19 protein-coding genes are annotated in these 19,067 nt (G+C 40.6%); 3 read left to right on the plus strand and 16 right to left on the minus strand.

Annotated elements, in window-relative coordinates; genetic code table 11:
- Positions 1-22: 22 nt before the first annotated feature.
- From CWS20_RS14030 to CWS20_RS14040, 3 genes are all read right to left on the minus strand, one after another.
- Positions 23-1,036, minus strand: a complete 1,014-nt coding sequence (locus tag CWS20_RS14030) for a C4-dicarboxylate TRAP transporter substrate-binding protein (RefSeq protein ID WP_083957119.1) — start codon at positions 1,034-1,036, stop codon at positions 23-25.
- A 76-nt stretch (positions 1,037-1,112) separates the two neighbouring features.
- Entirely contained in the window at positions 1,113-2,285 is a 1,173-nt protein-coding gene (locus CWS20_RS14035; protein ID WP_066189426.1) for a UxaA family hydrolase, read from the minus strand.
- Positions 2,275-2,556: a UxaA family hydrolase gene (locus tag CWS20_RS14040; protein WP_066191980.1), complete on the minus strand. Its 282-nt coding sequence runs from the start codon at positions 2,554-2,556 to the stop codon at positions 2,275-2,277. The genes CWS20_RS14035 and CWS20_RS14040 overlap by 11 nt, the downstream gene beginning before the upstream one ends.
- 422 nt (positions 2,557-2,978) lie before the next feature.
- On the opposite strand from CWS20_RS14040, the gene CWS20_RS28995 reads away from it, so the two are divergent.
- Entirely contained in the window at positions 2,979-3,638 is a 660-nt protein-coding gene (locus tag CWS20_RS28995) for a FadR/GntR family transcriptional regulator (protein WP_101226330.1), read from the plus strand.
- A 265-nt stretch (positions 3,639-3,903) separates the two neighbouring features.
- Entirely contained in the window at positions 3,904-4,767 is an 864-nt protein-coding gene (locus tag CWS20_RS14050; protein WP_066189421.1) for a LysR family transcriptional regulator, read from the plus strand.
- Here the strand turns inward: CWS20_RS14050 and CWS20_RS14055 are convergent.
- The 4 genes from CWS20_RS14055 to tcuA form a co-directional block, all read right to left on the minus strand.
- Positions 4,764-6,272, minus strand: a complete 1,509-nt coding sequence (locus tag CWS20_RS14055; protein ID WP_066189419.1) for a tripartite tricarboxylate transporter permease — start codon at positions 6,270-6,272, stop codon at positions 4,764-4,766. The two genes, CWS20_RS14050 and CWS20_RS14055, sit on opposite strands and share 4 nt — an antisense overlap.
- A gap of 37 nt (positions 6,273-6,309) precedes the next feature.
- Positions 6,310-6,771 carry a tripartite tricarboxylate transporter TctB family protein gene (locus CWS20_RS14060; protein WP_066189413.1) on the minus strand — a complete coding sequence of 154 codons (462 nt, stop codon included), beginning with the start codon at positions 6,769-6,771 and terminating at the stop codon, positions 6,310-6,312.
- Between the two features lie 18 nt (positions 6,772-6,789).
- Positions 6,790-7,785 carry a tripartite tricarboxylate transporter substrate binding protein gene (locus CWS20_RS14065; RefSeq protein WP_066189411.1) on the minus strand — a complete coding sequence of 332 codons (996 nt, stop codon included), beginning with the start codon at positions 7,783-7,785 and terminating at the stop codon, positions 6,790-6,792.
- A 194-nt stretch (positions 7,786-7,979) separates the two neighbouring features.
- Entirely contained in the window at positions 7,980-9,485 is a 1,506-nt protein-coding gene (gene tcuA, locus CWS20_RS14070; protein ID WP_066189408.1) for an FAD-dependent tricarballylate dehydrogenase TcuA, read from the minus strand.
- 308 nt (positions 9,486-9,793) lie between these two features.
- Between tcuA and CWS20_RS28030 the strand changes: the two genes are divergently transcribed.
- A complete protein-coding gene (locus CWS20_RS28030; protein WP_157090474.1) occupies positions 9,794-9,946 on the plus strand; it encodes a hypothetical protein in 153 nt (50 codons plus the stop codon).
- Between the two features lie 32 nt (positions 9,947-9,978).
- On the opposite strand, the gene CWS20_RS14080 is transcribed toward CWS20_RS28030, so the two are convergent.
- The 9 genes from CWS20_RS14080 to CWS20_RS14120 form a co-directional block, all read right to left on the minus strand.
- Positions 9,979-10,917, minus strand: coding sequence for a hydroxymethylglutaryl-CoA lyase (locus tag CWS20_RS14080; protein ID WP_066189403.1), 939 nt, complete (start codon positions 10,915-10,917; stop codon positions 9,979-9,981).
- Between the two features lie 12 nt (positions 10,918-10,929).
- A complete protein-coding gene (locus CWS20_RS14085) occupies positions 10,930-12,141 on the minus strand; it encodes a CaiB/BaiF CoA transferase family protein (protein ID WP_066189400.1) in 1,212 nt (403 codons plus the stop codon).
- A 36-nt stretch (positions 12,142-12,177) separates the two neighbouring features.
- Positions 12,178-13,506, minus strand: a complete 1,329-nt coding sequence (locus CWS20_RS14090; protein WP_066189398.1) for an MmgE/PrpD family protein — start codon at positions 13,504-13,506, stop codon at positions 12,178-12,180.
- 20 nt (positions 13,507-13,526) lie between these two features.
- On the minus strand, positions 13,527-14,264 hold the full coding sequence (locus CWS20_RS14095) for an IclR family transcriptional regulator (RefSeq protein ID WP_066189396.1): 738 nt from the start codon (positions 14,262-14,264) through the stop codon (positions 13,527-13,529).
- Positions 14,265-14,310: 46 nt separating this feature from the next.
- Positions 14,311-15,021 (minus strand): ABC transporter ATP-binding protein, encoded by a 711-nt coding sequence (locus CWS20_RS14100; RefSeq protein ID WP_101226331.1) that lies wholly within the window; start codon positions 15,019-15,021, stop codon positions 14,311-14,313.
- Positions 15,021-15,749 carry an ABC transporter ATP-binding protein gene (locus CWS20_RS14105; protein ID WP_241504189.1) on the minus strand — a complete coding sequence of 243 codons (729 nt, stop codon included), beginning with the start codon at positions 15,747-15,749 and terminating at the stop codon, positions 15,021-15,023. The genes CWS20_RS14100 and CWS20_RS14105 overlap by 1 nt, the downstream gene beginning before the upstream one ends.
- A complete protein-coding gene (locus CWS20_RS14110) occupies positions 15,721-16,734 on the minus strand; it encodes a branched-chain amino acid ABC transporter permease (protein ID WP_066189386.1) in 1,014 nt (337 codons plus the stop codon). Before CWS20_RS14110 ends, CWS20_RS14105 begins: the two co-directional genes overlap by 29 nt.
- Positions 16,731-17,600 carry a branched-chain amino acid ABC transporter permease gene (locus tag CWS20_RS14115; RefSeq protein ID WP_066189383.1) on the minus strand — a complete coding sequence of 290 codons (870 nt, stop codon included), beginning with the start codon at positions 17,598-17,600 and terminating at the stop codon, positions 16,731-16,733. Before CWS20_RS14115 ends, CWS20_RS14110 begins: the two co-directional genes overlap by 4 nt.
- Positions 17,601-17,864: 264 nt before the next feature.
- Entirely contained in the window at positions 17,865-19,067 is a 1,203-nt protein-coding gene (locus CWS20_RS14120; RefSeq protein ID WP_066189380.1) for an ABC transporter substrate-binding protein, read from the minus strand.

A 19,067-nucleotide genomic window follows, 5' to 3' on the forward strand; every position in this document is an offset into this window, starting at 1 on the left:
TATTCTTAGTAAGTTTTTATTTTTATGATGGTCGATTTTCAAGCAGCTCTACTATCCTTTCATAGAGGCCCGGCGTCCAAGACGGAAACTTATCATATACATCCTTTACCTTCTCTTTAAATGGTTCAATGTCAACTTCATGTACTTCTACACCCTGTTTTTTGAATTCCGCCAAGACTCTTTTATCTTCTTCCTCCAAAACGCCTCTTGCATATTCGCCTGCCTCATCACCTGTTTCCTTCAGCATTTGAACAACATCGGCTGGAAGTGAATCACTGAAATTTGTCCCAGATATCCAAGCAACAATAAATTTCTGATGGCCAGTTAAAGAGAGATGCTTCGATACTTCATGCGCCTTTACTCCTTCCAGTACAGGAAGCGGGTTTTCTGCACCATCAATTAATCCTTGTTGTAACGATGTATATAAATCGCCTAATGGTGTAGGAGTTGCTGCTGCACCTAAAGCTTCAAATGTCGTAATCGACATTGGATTATTAGGAACCCTAATCTTCTTGCCTTTTAAATCTTCTGGTATGGATACCTTTTCATTACTCAAAAGATGCCTTTCACCATATACAGTGTTTGTTGATACGATACTAATTTCCTTCTCATTTAGATCACGCTTTATTTCATCAAACCAGTCCGTTGTAGTTAAATATAATAATTCATCAAAATTCTCAACTAAATATGGCGCATTCATAATTCCTGCATCTGGAACATAGTCCATTAAAAAGTCATAACCAACCATTGTGATCACATTGCTCCCCATTGTTGCCTGTTCAAGCACATCCTTTTCAGAGCCTAATTGGGAGCTAGGGAAAAGTCTTAACTCAATTTCTCCATTGCTTCTTTCATCAACTAATTCCTTCCATTTTTTCGCAAGTTTATCAATAGGCTCACCTGGTTGATTTCCATACGCAACATTAATCACCAATTTTTCTTCAGATTCACCTGATGCAGTTGATGAACATGCAGCCATGGTAGCAACTAAGAATATTGAAACAACAGCTAACATCAACTTTTTCATTTGATTCATTCAAACCCTCCTCTTCCTCCAAATTCATTTAGCAGTGAATGTAAACTTGCCTGATTATTTTTCTTATTATTCTGAATTAAAAGGTCGGACCTATTCTCCATATCCCAAAGTCATGTTGTTTAAGGATTTCAGCTTTCGTAAGCTTGCCGGAGCTTACTAAGCCGATCTCATGTAAAATTCTTTTACCGACCTCTTCAACCGTCTCTTTTCCTTCTATTATTGTTCCCGCATTCAAGTCCATATTATCGCCCATCTTCTCGAACATAGAGGTATTCGTAGAGATCTTAATAACCGGGGCTATCGGCGAACCTGTTGGGGTGCCCCTTCCCGTCGTAAACAATACGACTTGGGCTCCTCCGGCAACCATTCCCGTTAGCTGCTCTATATCATGGCCTGGCGTATCCATCCACACTAAGCCTTTTTCTGTCGGTTCTTCTGCGTAATCTATCAATTCATTTAACATGCTTTTCCCCGATTTATTTGCTGCTCCCAAGGACTTTTCTTCTAATGAACTTAAACCTCCGGCAATATTGCCCGGACTCGGATTACCTGTTCTAATGTCGACCCCCATTTGAATCGAACGATTTTCCATAGCATTGATTACTTCATATACACGCTTGGCCACTTGATCATTTGCTGCTCTTTTTGCAAGTAAATGTTCAGCTCCAATTAATTCTGTTGTTTCTGCTAAAATCGAAGTCCCACCTAACTCAACGATCATATCGCTCACTGAGCCGACCGCAGGGTTAGCTGATAAGCCTGAACAAGCATCAGAGCCACCGCATTCTGTACCAATGATTAACTCGCTAAAATCGCACCATTCTTTCATTTGAGTTGACGCTTCTTGAACTAATTTTACTGCGGCCTTTGCACCTTCAGCAATCGTTGACAATGTTCCTCCATGGTCCTGAATAGAAATAGTCTCAACTGGCTTTCCACACTTAGCAATCTCCGCAGCAACGCTTCTTGCTTGATGGGTCTCACACCCTAAGCCTAAGACTACTACACCATAAACATTCGGATTTTTTCCCAACCCTACATAGGTTCGAAAGGTTTGTTCATAATCAACACCCACCTGTGCACAGCCGTGCTGATGAATGAAAGTTACTGTCCCCTGGACAAGCTCTGTTATACGCTGGGCTGTTTGAGTTGCACAAGTAATCGTTGGCAAGATTAATACATGATTTCGAACACCTACTTTACCATCAGGACGCCGATAACCTAAAAATTTCCCTTCGTTATTTTGCAACCTTGTCACCTCTTCCTCTTATTCCTTCAAGATTGTGAACATGAACATGCTCACCTTCTACAATAGCCATCGTTGCTTTACCAATTACTTCTCCGTACTTTAATATTTCATCGCCTTTTTTAATTGGACGTACTGCAAATTTGTGCCCAAATAATATTTCCTCTTTTATTGTTATTTTTAATGACAAATCATTGGAAAAGTTCACAATTACCTCTGTTTGGGTAGGTATATCCTGTAAAGCAACTGCAACATTATCAATCGGTCTCATCATTAAAGTTCGATACTTTTGTTCACTCAAAATGATTTTTCCTTTCTTTATTTCATGTTTTATAGATTCATATAGATAATCAAATACTTGTGGTGTGGTAGTACCAATGAAATGAGTAAATAACTTTAAAATCTCCTTTCTCCTTAACGTCTTGTCATCATTTTTCTAACTAAATAAAGCGTTTTCATTTCCAACGAAAAACTAAATCACGTGGTAGTACCAGGTACAATTGAAATATTACCATGTGTATAAGTATAATTCAATATATTTTTAATTATCTATATATTCTAATAAGATAAACTAGAATCTTAATTTAGATGACATATTTTGTTGTTCATCTCTCATATTATTTAATTTTCAAAATATTAGTGGTATATTGGTAGTACCTCATCAAATTTACATGAATTTTCATTAAGGTGGTATTTATGGTAAAGATTAATCCTATTAAAAAAATTACAGTTACGGAACAAGTGATGGAACAAATAGCTTCATGGATTACTTCCAATGAGTTAAAACCAGGAGATAAATTGCCAAATGAGCGGCTTTTAGCAGAAGAATTTGGAGTAAATAGAGGCAGGGTAAGAGAGTCCTTACGAGCGCTTGCACTCATAGGTCTCATTACAATCAAACCTGGAGAAGGAAGTTTTGTAAGTGAACACGAATCACCGATTCCAGCCGAGACGATTGTATGGATGTATTACAAAGAAATTGATAACTTCGAAGATATTTATGCAGCACGTAAATTAATAGAATCTGAAGTATTACTCGAAGCTTCCCAACATTTATCAGATAATGAAATAAATAACCTCGAAGAGATTTTGCAAAACTTAAATAATTTATCAATTAAAGAAAAAAACAACGCTGCTTTCCAACAGCTTCTAGATGAATTTGACCTACATTTAGGACTATGCAGCAGCAACAAAATATACAGTAAACTAATGCAAACGATTATCCACCTTCGCCATGAGTCAATGTTAAAAATTCTTAATGTGCCAGGCGCTTGGGAAAATAGCATTGAATGGCGAACAAGATTTATCCAGGCGATTAAAGATCGAGATACGGAAATGGTAAAAAAAAGCGATTGATTTCAACTTTACGAGAGCAAAGCTTTTTTATGCAAAGGTAGATTAACAGTAGAGATGCCATGAACCTTTCCCCAATTTATAAAAAAGAGAGAGAAAAAAACACTAATTACTCTCTCTTTTTTAATTTCATTATACTTCTATATTTGCTAGTTCTTTTGGAAAAGACCGGCAATCTTTTATATAAAAAATCCGCCAGTAAAAACATTTATATTCTGAAAAATGTGATAAATTTATAAATAAGCAGCTATGCAAAGGAGCGTTCATAGTGAATGATAAGGATTGGCTGATTTTAAAAACTGTGGCTGAGGAAAATAATATTACAAAGGCAGCTGAAAGATTATACATATCACAGCCTGCTTTGACTTATCGCATTAATCAAATTGAGCAGGATGTAAAAGTACAAATATTAGAAAGAAAGAAAAAAGGAATTAAGTTTACAGATGAGGGCAAATTTTTGGTGCAATATGCGAATGAAATGCTGCACCGACTTCAGCATGTGCAGGAAGAACTCGCTAATATGAGCGACCGTACGAAGGGAATCATTCGAATCGGTGTTTCCAGCAACTATGCAAGAATCAAGCTCCCTCCAATACTGCAAAGCTTTCTCGAGCAATACGATCGGGTTCAATTCAGCGTGATTACAGGCTGGAGCGATGAAATTTATAAAAGACTGCAACAAGAGGATATACGAATGGCCATCATTCGCGGGGAGAACGATTGGCACCATGATAAAATTCTTTTGGAAAGAGATGCAGTCGCCGTCATTTCAAAGGAACCCATACTGATAGAAGAGCTCCCTTCATTGCCGAGAATCACCTATCAAACAGAACCAAAGCTTCAGCAATTAATTGACGACTGGTGGAAAGAGCAATATCAGGTTCCACCGAATATTACGATGGAAATTGACAATATTGAAACGTGTAAAAAGCTTGTAGCGAATGGACTGGGATATGCGATTGTTCCGAGCCTTGGACTTTCGCAACTTGAAAATATTCATGCCCAGACGATTCAAGCGAAAAATGGAGACAATATTGAAAGGGAGACATGGCTTCTTTATAAACAAGAAGATATTCGCTCAACTGTCTCCCAAGCATTTATTGATTTTTTGAGGGAAAGAGAACAAGCTTAGGCAGATAGGTTCGTAGTATTTCTGCCTTTCTTGATTATTCCTTTTAAAACTGGTACGAATAAAAAGAGAACAGAAACGATAAAGATGGTTAACGCGATTGGGCTTTCATAAAAAATAGCCAAGTCTCCCCCTGAGATGGTTAATGATTGCCGCAATGATTGCTCCATCATCCCTCCTAAAATAAATGCAAGTATGAATGGTGCAGCTGGAAACGCAAATATACGCATGAGATAACCTAAAATGCCAAATAACAATAGTAAATACAAATCAGCTATATTAAAGCTAACCGCATAAACACCTAAGAAGCAAAACATGAGAACAAGCGAAATTAACAGCGGACGAGGGATTAGAAGAATCCGCGCCAAGTATGGAATCAACGGTAAATTCAAAATCAATAGAATGATATTGCCGATATACATGCTGGCAATCACCCCCCAGAACACATCAGGATGTTCGCTGACTAACAGTGGTCCAGGTTGTATACCTAGTACTAGGAAAGCGCCAAGCATGACCGCAGTTGTGCCAGACCCCGGAATTCCCAGACTTAAGAGAGGAACAAAAGCCCCTGTAGTTGCTGCATTATTGGCCGTTTCAGGACCTGCCAACCCTTTCAGTGATCCTTTCCCGAAATCTTCAGGTTTTTTGGCCAGCTTCTTCTCTGTAATATAAGCAATAAAGGAAGAAATGGTCGCACCAGCCCCCGGCAAAACACCTAAAAAAAAACCGAGAAAGGATTGCCTTGTCGTTGGGCCAGCAATTTCTTTCGCTTCATCCTTCGTAAGCTTTAAAGTGCCAATACTCTTTGCATCCTTTAAGCCACCAGCTTTTCGAAATAAAATAAGAAAAGCGACTTCTGCTATTGCAAAAAGACCCAATGCGATAACAAGAAAATCAATTCCATCTAGCAAATTAATATTGCCAAATGTGAAGCGGCTTGTGCCTGTTTGAGCATCAATGCCAATCATCACAACAATAAAGCCGAGCGTAGCCGAAATGAAGGCTTTAACAACAGAACCGTCGGAAAGGCTGGCAATGGCCAGCAATCCCAATAACATTAATGCAAAATATTCCGGTGGTCCAAAGCTGATCGCTACCTTTGATAGGAGCGGCGAGAATACCATTAGCAGCACCACGCCCACGGTACCGCCGATAAAGGAACAAATAGCTGAGATGGCTAAAGCCTTCCCTGCCTTCCCCTGCTGAGCCATTGGATAGCCATCAAAGGATGCCGCTACGGTCCCAGCGACACCTGGTGCATTTAACAAAATCGAAGAGGTTGAGCCACCATACATGGAACCATAATAAACTCCTGCCATCATCAGCAATGCAATCGCCGGATCCATCCCATAAGTGATCGGAATCATGATTGCAATAGCACTTATCGGTCCCAGCCCTGGAATCATGCCAATGATGGTTCCTAATAAGACACCTATAAAGACAAATAGAATACCTTGTAAACTAAAAGCTACCTGCAACCCTGTAAGCAGCCCATCAAACACACCCATTCTCATTCCTCCTTGTCATATAATTAATAGCTGCTTATTAGAACGGTAGAATGCCCGATGGCAAATTAACTGCCAGCACATAGTTAAACAGCAAATAGATGGAAACAGAAAACACAACCGCTGTAACGATCACTGTAGTCCATTTCTTATACCCTAAAAAAATTGAACAACTAATAATAAAAGCCGTTGTCATCATTAAAAAACCAAGAAATTCAAAGAAAAGTATATAAACAAGAAGCTGAAATAAAACACCTAGCAAAACATAAAGCTCCTTCTTTTCAATTTTCCTTTTTTTCCTCTGTTCTTCTGTATCACCATCTTTCGAAAAGAACAGAACGATAGACAGAAACATCAATAAGAACCCAAGCAGCTTAGGCACCAAATCGGCATCTACTGGGATAACAAACGGAAATGTCGGCAGTTGATAACATAAAACTAAAAAGAAGATGGAGAATAGAATTAAAACAAAGCCAATTTTTCTGTTTACAGTTTGAAACAATAGAATCCCTCCCTCTGTTTATTCTTTTTTGAATCCTGTTGCCTTTAACAGGCGGTCCATATCATTCTCCTGCTCTTCAAGAAATTCCGTAAACTCTGAGCTATCCAAATACATTGTGTTCCAGCCAAACTGCTCCTGAATTTCGGCAAACTGCTCAGTAGCTAGCATTTTTTCAAACAGCTTCTCATAATAGTGAATTTGTTCGTCTGTCATATTAGGCGGTCCCAGCACACCTCGCCAATTGACAAACTCCGCATCATAGCCCTGCTCCTTTACCGTTGGAATATCAGATAAGAAATCACCTTGCAGTCTGTCTGATGATGTAACGCCTAATATTTTTATTTTGCCGGCTCTAGCCTGATCGACCGCAACTGAAACACTCGTCGAAAACACATCTACACTCCCATTTAATAACGATGTAATTGCCCCGCCATCTTGCTCTGTAATGTACCTTACATTCTTCACATCAACGCCGGCCTCCATCGCAAATTGGACAAATTGCATATGAGCCATGCTGCCAGGTGTCGATGTTCCAATGACTGTCGCTGCAGTTGGATCTTTCTTTAAATCATCAAAAAGCTCTTGAAGATTATCCCACTTTGCATCCGCTCTAACTGCAAAGGCACCGTAATCTGCGATTAAATTGGCAAGTGGGGTAAAATCTTTAAATCCATACTTCGATTGTTCATTCAAATGAATAAAAATTAGCGGGGGAGATGCAACAAAGATGTTATGGGGGTCATTCCTGCGATAATTATCTGCCCAGCCAATCGCACCTCCTCCTCCAGGTTTATTGATTACACCAAAGCTTTTATTAGCCAAATTCGCTTCATCAATCACCTTTGCCACCATTCTTGCGGTCGTATCCCAGCCGCCGCCTGCTCCAGATGGCGCCACCAATTCCACTGTCTTCGCCGGCTCCCATTCTCCACTACTGCTGTTTGCTGCCTCACTTGAACAAGCACCTAGCATGAATCCGGCAATGCATATACTAGCCATTAAAGTACACTTCATCTTCCCCCTCCTTCTGTAAACGTTTGCATAATAAACAACATTTACACTATTAATAAATTGTTTATTTTTATTATTTAGAATTTTACATCCATTGAGGGAACTAGTGAAATATAAAATGTTTATCGGTTAAATAAAGAAATTTGATTATCTAAACGTAAAAAAGCTATCCAATAAAACAGGATAGCTTTCATCTCTTATTGAGGAATGCGCCTTTCTGTTACATAGGCTGCAGCAGATTGGCCGGCAAGCTTGCCAAATACAGCACCGGACATTAAGCCGGACCCGCCTGGATAATTGTCATAAAAAATTCCGCCGATCATTTCGCCGGCAGCAAACAGACCGTCGATAGGCTTCTCACCTTCTGCAAGCACCTTGCCCGTTGGATCAGCCTTAATTCCTTGAAAACTGAAGGTAATCCCGCATGTCACAGGGAAAGCATAAAACGGTCCTTCACTTACCGACAATGCCCAATTCGTTTTTGGCGGTGTAATGCCACTCGTACATTTGCTGTCTTTAATGGTCGGATTATATTCTCCATCCTGCACAGCTTTGTTATAAGACTGAACCGTTTCAAGGAAGCGCTCCTGCTGAACAGGCAGCTGCTCCACTAAGGCCTCGAGCGTATCCGCTTGATAAAATGTTGCTTCATGCAAATCATATTCTTTCCTTAGCATCGACCTTACTTGGCTGTCGAAGATTTGATACGCAATATGACCCGGCTGCTTTAATATTTCCTTCCCGTACTTTGCATACGTATAATTGCGGAAGTCAGCCCCTTCATCAACAAAGCGGTTGCCCTCCTTATTTAATAATAAGCCGAGTGGATAGGAATGCTTTTTGAAAATGTCCCCAGGCTTCTGGAAATCGCCGACCTTCGGCGCATTTGCATCTGTCCCAATCGCATGACAGCCATCTAATTGACCATATCTTTGCGCCCCCACTTCAAGCGCCATACTGATTCCATCACCCGTATTGTATTCAGTCCCTCTAACAATCGCATGCGCCCATTCTTCTCCAAGCTTCTCTTTCCTTACTGCTTTATTCGCTTCAAAGCTTCCGCAAGCTAGCACGATGCATGAGGTTTGTACTACATTACTTCCATCGGGCGTCTGCACTTGCAATGAGGAGACCTGCTCATCAGCCATATGGATTTTCGTCGCCTGCGCATCATACCATACATCAATCCCGAGCTGTTCGGCTCGTTCATTTAATGAACGAACCAAACCGATTCCCTTGTCTTTCGTCTTAACAGGCAATCCTCCCCAAAAATGAGAGACACCATCCTTCAAGAAAGACTGATTATCATAAATCAACTCAAACTCAATCCCATGCTCGCGCATCCACTGAATCGTTGGCAGCGACTGGCTCACAAGCTGCTGTGCTAGTTCAGGCGTGCTCTTTCCGCTCGTCACCCGCATTAAATCATCATAATAATTCTGCTCCGTATATGCCGGCATCACAATCTTCGCCGCCTCTTCATCGGAAATCTTCGGAATCACTTTGCGAATATCCGCCAAACCATTAAACGCAAACCGAATCGCCCCATCGGTAAAAAAGGAGTTCCCCCCTCTTTTATGCTTCGGCCCCTTCTCCAGCACTAGCACACGCGCCTGATTCTCCGCCGCGGAAATCGCAGCACACAACGCCGCATTTCCAGCGCCGACCACAACCACATCATAACGATTCTCAAACTCTCCCATCTAGAACCCCTCCTATAAGTAAGCTACCTTTTATGGAAAAGTTTAAGCGAAAATTTAATGAGTGTGAAATATAAGTTTTTTATGAGTGGAATAGAAAAATTTTTAGGAAGGAAGGCTTTTAATGAAAGAAGAACGCATGAGGCATCACAAATCACTTTTCGCAAACGCTTAAAGTTGCGTTATAAGACAAGTAATGAAGATAAGATCAAGGATGAATTGCTCAATAACTTGGGGATTCCGGTCTTACGAAATAAAACTTAAACCATAACCCCTTTTCTCCAAGTCGGAGTAGGAGGGAGGTGACCGTAATGGACGTACTAGTGGAATACCTATTAACTCTTGCTAAGGCAATAATTACTCAATTTGTTGCCTATCTATTCAGTATGATTCTTTATAAAAAATCCAAAAATAAAGCCGCCGGTAATACGACTCTCCAAAGAAAAATCACCCCCAAGTGCTAACAATATCGCATATGGAGGTGGATGATTTATGCTTATCCCAGCTTTTCTTGTGTTTTTGGAGCCAGGTGCAAGTCAGAGCATTTGCCGGCCTTCAAAATGAAGCTATCGGAATATTGCGGATATTTTATTTCTAATTCTTTTCCTAGCTTAATGACTTTATCCAAATCTACTCCAGTTAAAATACCCATCTCTTCAAAACCATGAATAAGGTCTTCAGAGGCGATATTGCCAGTTGCGTTTGGCGCATAAGGGCAACCGCCTAGGCCGGCAATGGCGCTATCAAAATCTCGCACACCCATTTCATAGCCTGCTACTGCATTGGCAAAGGCCATCCCTCTTGTATTATGCAAATGTAAGGAGAAAGATAATTCTGGAAATTTATTAGAGATATGTCCAATAATACGCTTGATTTTGACTGGATTCGCCATCCCAGTTGTATCAGCTAATGATAGCTGATAAATTCCCATATCTATATATCTTTTACAGATCTCCTCAATTCTCTCCAAAGGAACATCGCCTTCATAAGGGCACCCAAAAATGACAGAGATGCTGCCTGATACAGCCATAGAAGCTTCTGTTGCACGCTTCACTAAAGGCTCAAAGCCTTTCATTGCATCAAAGGTTTTGCTATTAGCGTTACTGATGCTGTGGGAATCTGTTGCTGAAAGCATTAGTTTTACTTTATCTACTTTTGCTTCAATCGCTCTTTCCAATCCTCGTAGATTCGGAACAAGCGCACGCAGTTTTACGCCTTGCTTGCGATTAATTTTTTGCAGGACTTCACCTGCATCGCGCAGCTGCGGGATCGCTTTTGGATGAACAAAGGATGTGACCTCAATTTGCTTAAATCCGCAGTCAATCATTGCATTAATCCATTCGACCTTTTCTTCTGTAGGGATGATGTCTGCCAGACTTTGAAAGCCATCGCGTGGACAAACTTCAGAAATAATGACTTCATCTTTCAAATTCATGTTGCTCCCTCCTTAGATCACATTATTTTCTTTTAGCGCCTCGATTTCCTCATGCTTATAATTAAGAATGCCAGATAGGATTTCCTCATTGTTCTCTCCTAAATCTGGTCCTACATTACGAACAGCTCCAGGTGTCTCAGAGAATTTCGGTATGATGCCAGGCATTTTTATTTTCCCAAGACGAGGGTGATCCACTTCTATGATATTTTGCCTTTCTTTGTAGTGAGTATCTTCAAAAATATCTTTAATACTATAAATCGGACTAATTGGAACTCCATAATCGTCTAACAGCTTTTGCAAGTCTTCTCTATTAAATTGTTTTACCCAGTCTGCTACAATGCCGTTTGTTTCTTCAAAACGGCTAAGCCGGGCTGCATTATTATGATATCTCTCATCTTCGAGCATATCTTCCCTGCCCATTGCAGCTGCTAAACGTTCAAAGGTTCGGTCGGAGCTGGTGACAAGTGACATCCAGTGCCCATCTTTTGTTTGAAATGTTCCTGCAGGACTGGAGTGTCCGCTTAAACCTGGCGTACGCTCTTTCACAATTTGCTTTTGATCGTATTCCGCTATAAGAAACTCCAGCATTCTAAACATAGATTCATATAATCCGATATCTATAAACTGCCCCTTCCCTTGTTTAGCTGTATCACGATGATATAGGGCTGTAACCGTCGCAAAAGCAACATAAATGCCCGTCACATAATCTGTTAGGGAAAAAGATGGACTGATAGGAGGGCGGTCTGTATATCCATGTAAATAAGTGAAGCCGCTATAGGCAGTCGCAGGGGTGCCAAAGCCGGCTTTACTGGCATTCGGTCCTGTCTGGCCATACCCCGTAACTCTTGTCATGATAAGGTTCGGGTTCTCTTTCTTTAAATCTTCGTAGCCAACTCCCCATTTTTCTAATGTTCCGGGCCGGAAGTTTTCTATTACTACATCAGACACTTTCACAAGCTTTCTTAAAATCTCTTTGCCCTCTTCTTTATGCAAATCTAACGTAAGGGATTTTTTATTTCTTGCCAAGGCAGGCCAGCGTAATGGCTCATCTTCACGAAAGGGTCCCATTCCTCTTAATGTATCCCCCTTACCAGGAATCTCCACCTTAATTACCTCAGCTCCAAAATCCCCAAGCAATGTGGCACCAAAAGGCGCCGCAATCATTGTAGACAAATCTAGCACTCTCTTACCAGTTAGAGGGCCATATTTCTGTGTATTTTCCATCGTTTTCAACCTCTCTTCTGTCTAAAAAATACGCTTCTATTGCAACTGCAATAAATCAAATAGCTTCTTCACATTCGTTTCCGCTTCTAAATTGAGAATAAAATCAATCATTTTTTCCTGTTGGGCGCTGCTATAAACGACAGATGTCAAAGCCTGAAATTTTTCTATCAATTCGCTTTCAGATAGTTTCTTACCCGGACCGCCCTTTGCAATGTCCACACGTTCACTATATTTATTTCCGTGTGCATCTATAACTTCCACTTGCGCTGGCATCTGATTAGGATAGTCCTTCTCCAGCTCCTCAGCATATTGAACAAACACCTTTTTAGCGAATGCTTTTATTTCTTCATCCTCGTGTAGCTGTTCTACGAATACAGTTTGATTCGCTTTCTGATGATATAGCTGAACAGCGATAGCAAAAGGAATGCTGAACTTCGATGACAGTATATTTTCATAATCCTGATGTGATAAGGAGGATGCCCTTGCATACGTATAAACATTTACTGTTTCGATTTGATCTGGATTAAGTTGTTGTTTGGCGATAATGGACTTAAAAGCATCAATTGGTGCATGTACATAACGACAAAAAGCATAAGGTTTAAAATAATTGAGCTCAATATCCCATGGCTCACCCTTAACCCTTTCTAAATCAGTCCAATTAAAGCCGCTACCGAGAATAGAGGAAAACACAGTTGAAATATTATTTTCTGGCGCCAAATGATTCGAACGGGCAAATATCACACTTTTCATTCCCATTTCGATCGCATGGCCTGCGTATATATTTCTGATCAATTTACCTTCTAACGCTGATGTCCATAAAGTCGGCAATGAGAAGCTGGCGCTTAAATTCAATCCTTCTTGAAATACAGCTTCATCTGCTCCATCGATTATTAGTGCAGTTGCTGCAGCGCCCATTACTCCCCATGTTCCATGGGCATGGGCTTCAGGCAATAGAGTCGTTGCTCTGCCAAACCTTGAACAGTATTCATAGCCTTTTATAGTCATACTAAGCAGCTCTTGTCCGGAAACATTTTTTCTCCCTTGCAGCATCGTAAGAATCACAGGAATCACATGCGCTGCTGGATGGCCTTTGCTATATTGGTTTCCTTCATCCATCTCTGTGGCCACACATGCCGCCCCATGTACTAGTCCCGCACTATATTTATCTGCATGGTAGGCTGTACCAAGCAGCTGATAGATGCCCGTTCCGGAAAATTGCTTAGCTAATTCGAGCGTATCCTGCTGCTGCATGCCAGCAATCAAAGCGCCTAATGTATCTAGCAATATCCATTTAGCAGAATCAATTGTTTCTTCACTAAAGTCTGACCAGACTGCATCATTTATTGCTGAAGCTTCCTTGATCAATCGGTCTTCTCCTCCTTCTTTTACTCAAAATACCCGAGGCTATTGCTGATTTGTCTGGCACCTTCATTTATTTTTGCGACCAATTCATCCTCATGTTCTGGTGTAAGTCTCTGAATGGGACCGGCAATCGTAAGGCTCGCAACCATCTCCTTGTTCTGATCAAACACAGGTGCAGCAATAGCAAAGCTGCCAGGGACCCTTTCACCTTTCGTCACACAAAAGCCACGTTCGTTGATTTGGTTAAGTTCTTCTCTAAGCGCTTGAATAGGTATATTACTGTTTTGCTCAGCTAGATTATCTAATATTTTTTCTAGGTCAGTTTCCTTTTGGAATGCAATCAATACCTTTCCTGAGGCACCTAAATGAAGCGGCTTTCGTTCTCCAATTCTTACAAAGTTCCGAACGTCCTGAGGACTATCAACCTTCTCAACGCATACTCTATTAAGGTCGTCTATTATATTGAGTTCCACTGTTTCGCTCGTCTCTTCTACTATTTTCTTCATAATCGGCATAGCTACATGCCTAAAATCTAATTGGCTTTGAACAATGCTGCCAAGCCTAAAGAAATTGACGCCTAAAGAATATCTATGTGTATCATTATTTCTTTCAATATAATCAAATTCTTCTAGTGCGTTTAAAATTCGAAAGACGGTGCTTTTTGGGTATCCCAGCTCCTCCTGCACCTCACTAATAGATAAGCTTGTTCGATCCATAGAATATAAAGATAGTATTTTAGCCATTTTTTCAATTATTTTCATTATGTGAGCTCTCCAGTCTATCAAAAAACTATTCGGTGCAAGGTACTTAATTGGCTAGTCCTAAATAGGATTCTCTTAATTTATTGTCCTTCATCAAAGACTCTGCTGTACCTTCCATTACTATTTCGCCATTCTCAATCACATATCCCCTGTCAGACATAGATAATGCTTGATGTGCATTTTGTTCAACTAACAGGACAGTGACTCCCTCTTGCTTAATTTCGTTAATGATGTCAAATACTTGTTTTGTTAATAACGGCGATAATCCGGTGGAAGGTTCATCTAACAAAAGAATCTTAGGTTCAGCCATCAACGCTCTTCCAATCGCAAGCATTTGCTGCTGGCCACCGCTGAAGCTTCCTGCCATTTGGTTTTCCCTTTCCTTTAAAATCGGAAAAAGCTGAAAGCAGTACTCGATGTTCTTATTCATATTTTTACGCGCCCCAGAAGAGTAAGCACCTAATTCCAGGTTTTCACGCACTGTCATTTCAGTAAATAACAATCTGCCTTCAGGCACCTGGATTAATCCTTCTTTGACAATATTTTCTGGCCGCATTTTTTGTATCTGCTTTCCACTGAACTCTATTTGTCCGCTTCCAGCAGAAATTAACCCCGATAGCGTCCTTAATAAAGTAGTTTTACCTGCACCGTTCGTTCCTAGTATACTGACTAATTCGCCGGAGTTCACTTCAAAGCTGATATTTCTTAACACCTGTAGATTCCCATATCCTGCATTCAGGTTCGATACTTTTAGCATTATGATACTTCCTCCCCTAAATACGCCTCTATTACAGTCGGAATTTTCATTACTTCTTGCGGATCGCCATCAGCTATTTTTTCCCCAAGATGCATAACAGCCAAGCGATCAGATAATGCCATTACCGCTGACATGAGATGTTCAATGAAGAAGATGGAAATTCCGCTGGCTCTTATATGCTTGATAAGCTCAATGAATTCATTTACCTCCGACGGATTCAGCCCTGACATCACTTCATCTAAAAAAAGAACCTCAGGACTTGTAGCAAGTGCCCTCGCTACTTCCACTTTCTTTTGATACGGAAAGGTCAGGTCTTTCATTCTGGAATAAGCAAAAGAAGAGATACCAATTAAATCTAGTTTTTCTAAAGCTAATCTTTCCGCTTCTTTATAGCTTTTTACTCGATTAAATGCGCCTACAATGACATTCTCCAACACGGTCAGATTGCCAAAGGGCTGCACAATCTGAAATGTCCTCGCAATCCCTTCTTTACATATATGCTCAGGTTTATTTCCAATCAGCTCTTTTCCTTTATACGTAACAGATCCTTCCTCCGGTTTGTGAAATCCGCATACTGAATGGAATAAAGTTGTCTTTCCTGCTCCATTTGGACCGACTAAGCCAACGATTTCCCCTTTGTTGAGCGTTAAGCTGACATTGTTTACCGCTACTAGGCCAGCAAAGCGTTTTGTCAATCCTTCAATTTTTAAGAGTTCCAACTTCTTCACCCCCGCTTATGCTGCTATCTTTATTTTTCTTTGCACTTTTTTTCTTCCCAAATTTGTTTTGGAACCATCCAACAATTCCTTCCGGCAAGTACAGCATGACAAGAATTAAAATGACCCCGTAAGCCATTAAATTAACGCCTACAAAGTTTCCGAACCAAGTGGTTGTAAGCTCGCCAATCGGAATGATAATAAGTGAACCTACGATTGGACCTAGAACTGTTCCTGCTCCACCAATGATAGCTGGCAGCAAAATATTGATCGAGACATCATTGGAGAAAGTCGTCGCAGGCTCAATAAAAAGCATATATTGCGCATAGAATGTCCCTCCAATTGCCGTTAAGCTTGCACTGATTGCAATAGCAATCATTTTATTCTTATACGTATTGACACCAAGCGATTGAGCAGCATCTTCATTTTCCCGGATAGCAACCAAGTTGTAGCCTAATTTGGAACGGCTGATATAATAGACTAGTGCCGTTACTGCTATAGCAAATATTAAAATGATGTAATAATAAGTCGTCCGCGAGCTAAATTGAAACATGAGTGGATCAGGTTTGTATGGAATAAGCACCCCAAGTGTTTTATTAAAAACGTCAAAATTCTGAATAATTATTCGTAAAATTTCGGCAAATGCCAGTGTCCCGAGAGAAAAAAACACACCTCTTAGCTTAAAGCGAAAGGATAAGTACCCTATAAAAAGGCCAATCACTGCTGCAATTACTGCGCCGATTATCAAGCCAATCCAAGGTGACATGCCGAGTTTAGTAAACAAAATGCTTGATGTATAAGCCCCTGTTCCAAAAAAGGCCGCATGTCCGAAGGAAAACTGCCCAGAGTATCCGCTCAGTATATTCCACGCCTGGCTCACCAACGCATAATACAAAATTAGAATCGCGATATGCATATAATACTGGTCCTTAACAACAAGAGGAAAAATCGCAAAAACAACTAATGCTAAGGTGATTAGAATAGGAGATTTCTTCATCGCGCTTTCCCTCCAAACAAGCCATTAGGTTTTGCCATAAGTACAATCACAAATATGATATACGTCATGAGCTCTTTCAAACTTCCTGGTAAAAATGCGCCTCCTAAGGCTTCGGAAACGCCAATAATGAGACCACCGATGATGGCTCCGATAAAATTCCCAAGTCCGCCAAGCACGACTACGACAAATCCCTTTAAAATAAAAGTAGCTCCAACTGTAGGTGAAGTATAGAAAAATGGCGTAATAAGCGACCCAGCGATTGCTGCAAGTGAAGCGCCCAAGCCAAAGGCAATATAGTTAATGCGGTTTGTGTTAATACCTGATAGCAATGCACCGTTCCGATTGATTGATGTTGCACGAATCGCCTTCCCGAGCATCGTTTTCTTAAGAAACAAAAACAGGGCTATAGATAATACAATAGCTGCAATAAAAGCGATTAGCTTCGGGACATTCACTCCTATTCCGCCTATATTTAGCGTTTGAATAAAACCGTCTAATTTTACACTGCGAAAGTCAGGGCTCCATAATATTAAAGCTAAATTTTCGATCACGAGCATAATTCCGAGCGTCACCAGCAATTGATTATGCTCCGGCGCATTCAGCATCTTTGATAAAATCGTCTTCTGAATAAGCGCGCCAATAAAAAATAAAGAAATTGCACTTAATGGGATAGATAAATAAGGATTGATTCCAAGATAGATAAAAGACCAGTATGAAATATACATGCCAAGCATTAATAATGCTCCTTGAGCGAAATTAATAATTTTCATTACGCCAAAGATCAAAGTAAGGCCAATTGCTACCAGTCCATATATGCCTCCCATAAGAATACCGTCCACTAAGGACTGCAAAATCAAAGTGAGCATCAACTTCCCTCCTATTCTTAGTCTTTTTATAAAAGTGAACTAAATCAGTTCCCCTGTAGAGAAACTCATCTCAAAAATGAAAATGAAGGGTTTGCGATTCTCCGAGGCTAACCGCTCGCTTCGGCGCTACGCGCCTTTAGTGTCTCGACTGTCTCGCTACTCTCTCACCGGAGTCGATCGGACACCTCTCCAATTTCAATTAAATTTTCCTATCATCACTTTCGAAGGCACTCTGAGGGAACGATATTTGTTCCCTGTTTATCTTTACTTTGTTGGCAATACAGGGTCTGCATTCTTGTATTCATCAGGGTAAATAACTTTTGTTTCTCCGTTGATGATTTGATTCAGGACGGCTTGAGCATTTGCATTTTGCCCACTTTCATCAAATACAATCGTATCCTGCGGAAGAATGTGCTCTGTTAGATTCGTTTCTGATAATGCCTCTTGGATTTTTGCACGGTCGGTTGAGCCCGCTCTCTCTACTGCATCAATCAGGACCTTCGTGGCAGTGTAAGAATATGCTGCATTCGGTCCCATATGTTTATTAAATTGGTCCTCATATTTTTGCGAAACTTCCAAAGCCAGTTCGCTTTGAGGATTGATAGAATAATTGACATCCATAATATGTTGATTAATATCTGTTTCATCATTTATAAATGCTGTATTACTAAAGGCTCCATTGGCTACACCAATGATTACCTTAGGCTGGAAGTTAGATTGATTTAATCCGTTTACTAGCAGCGTTCCGTCACGCAAATAGGTCGTTGCAATCACCGCATCTGGCTTAAGCCGATTGATTTTATTTATTGTTGAAGATATGTCTGCGGCTGTCGCAGCATGAGGGATATTATCCAATACATCAATTTGATGATCAGATGCCCCTTTCTCTATTAAACTGGCTATACTAGTTCCAAACACTGAATCTTCATGGACAAGAACAACCGTTTCTAAAGGCGTTTCACTCATTTCATTCAGAACATCGAAGTATTCTAAAAAGTTCTCAGCCATCATTGAAGCCGGCGGCTGCACCCTGAACGTGTATTTAAAGCCTCTTTCCGTTACCTCTTCGACTGTGGCAATATCGACAACAAAAGGTATGCCCGCTCTCTCCGCTTCTTGTGTTGCAGGCAATGTAACGCCACTTGAATAAGCGCCAATTACACCGACTACTTTCTCTCGATCTAGCCTTTGAATTTCTGACATCCCTTTTTCTGGTGCACCTTCATGATCTGCCTCGATCAATTCTACCTTCGCACCGCCTAAAGACTTGATTCCCCCTGCTTCATTGACTTCCTTCACTGCAAGTCTGGCTGCATCCCGCATTTCCTGTCCTTCATTAGCCAATCCGCCACTCAATGGATGAAGCGCGCCGATTTTAACAATATTCTCCTCGCCTGATTGTGCCTTTCCGGTACAGCCAGTCAATATGAGCAGCGTTGCCAGCATAAAAAAAACGATTTTTTTCAA

The sequence above is a fragment of the Cytobacillus horneckiae genome (genome assembly GCF_002835735.1).
Lineage (GTDB): Bacteria > Bacillota > Bacilli > Bacillales > Cytobacillaceae > Cytobacillus > Cytobacillus horneckiae.

Coding starts and splice junctions, on each gene's coding strand:
- CWS20_RS28030 (WP_157090474.1), top strand. CDS start 9,794: ATGGACGTACTAGTGGAATACCTATTAACTCTTGCTAAGGCAATAATT.
- CWS20_RS14055 (WP_066189419.1), bottom strand. CDS start 6,272: ATGGGTGTGTTTGATGGGCTGCTTACAGGGTTGCAGGTAGCTTTTAGT.
- CWS20_RS28995 (WP_101226330.1), top strand. CDS start 2,979: ATGGTAAAGATTAATCCTATTAAAAAAATTACAGTTACGGAACAAGTG.
- CWS20_RS14030 (WP_083957119.1), bottom strand. CDS start 1,036: ATGAATCAAATGAAAAAGTTGATGTTAGCTGTTGTTTCAATATTCTTA.
- CWS20_RS14115 (WP_066189383.1), bottom strand. CDS start 17,600: ATGCTCACTTTGATTTTGCAGTCCTTAGTGGACGGTATTCTTATGGGA.
- CWS20_RS14100 (WP_101226331.1), bottom strand. CDS start 15,021: ATGCTAAAAGTATCGAACCTGAATGCAGGATATGGGAATCTACAGGTG.
- CWS20_RS14085 (WP_066189400.1), bottom strand. CDS start 12,141: ATGGAAAATACACAGAAATATGGCCCTCTAACTGGTAAGAGAGTGCTA.
- CWS20_RS14080 (WP_066189403.1), bottom strand. CDS start 10,917: ATGAATTTGAAAGATGAAGTCATTATTTCTGAAGTTTGTCCACGCGAT.
- CWS20_RS14110 (WP_066189386.1), bottom strand. CDS start 16,734: ATGAAGAAATCTCCTATTCTAATCACCTTAGCATTAGTTGTTTTTGCG.
- CWS20_RS14040 (WP_066191980.1), bottom strand. CDS start 2,556: ATGATGAGACCGATTGATAATGTTGCAGTTGCTTTACAGGATATACCT.
- tcuA (WP_066189408.1), bottom strand. CDS start 9,485: ATGGGAGAGTTTGAGAATCGTTATGATGTGGTTGTGGTCGGCGCTGGA.
- CWS20_RS14095 (WP_066189396.1), bottom strand. CDS start 14,264: ATGAAAATAATTGAAAAAATGGCTAAAATACTATCTTTATATTCTATG.
- CWS20_RS14065 (WP_066189411.1), bottom strand. CDS start 7,785: ATGAAGTGTACTTTAATGGCTAGTATATGCATTGCCGGATTCATGCTA.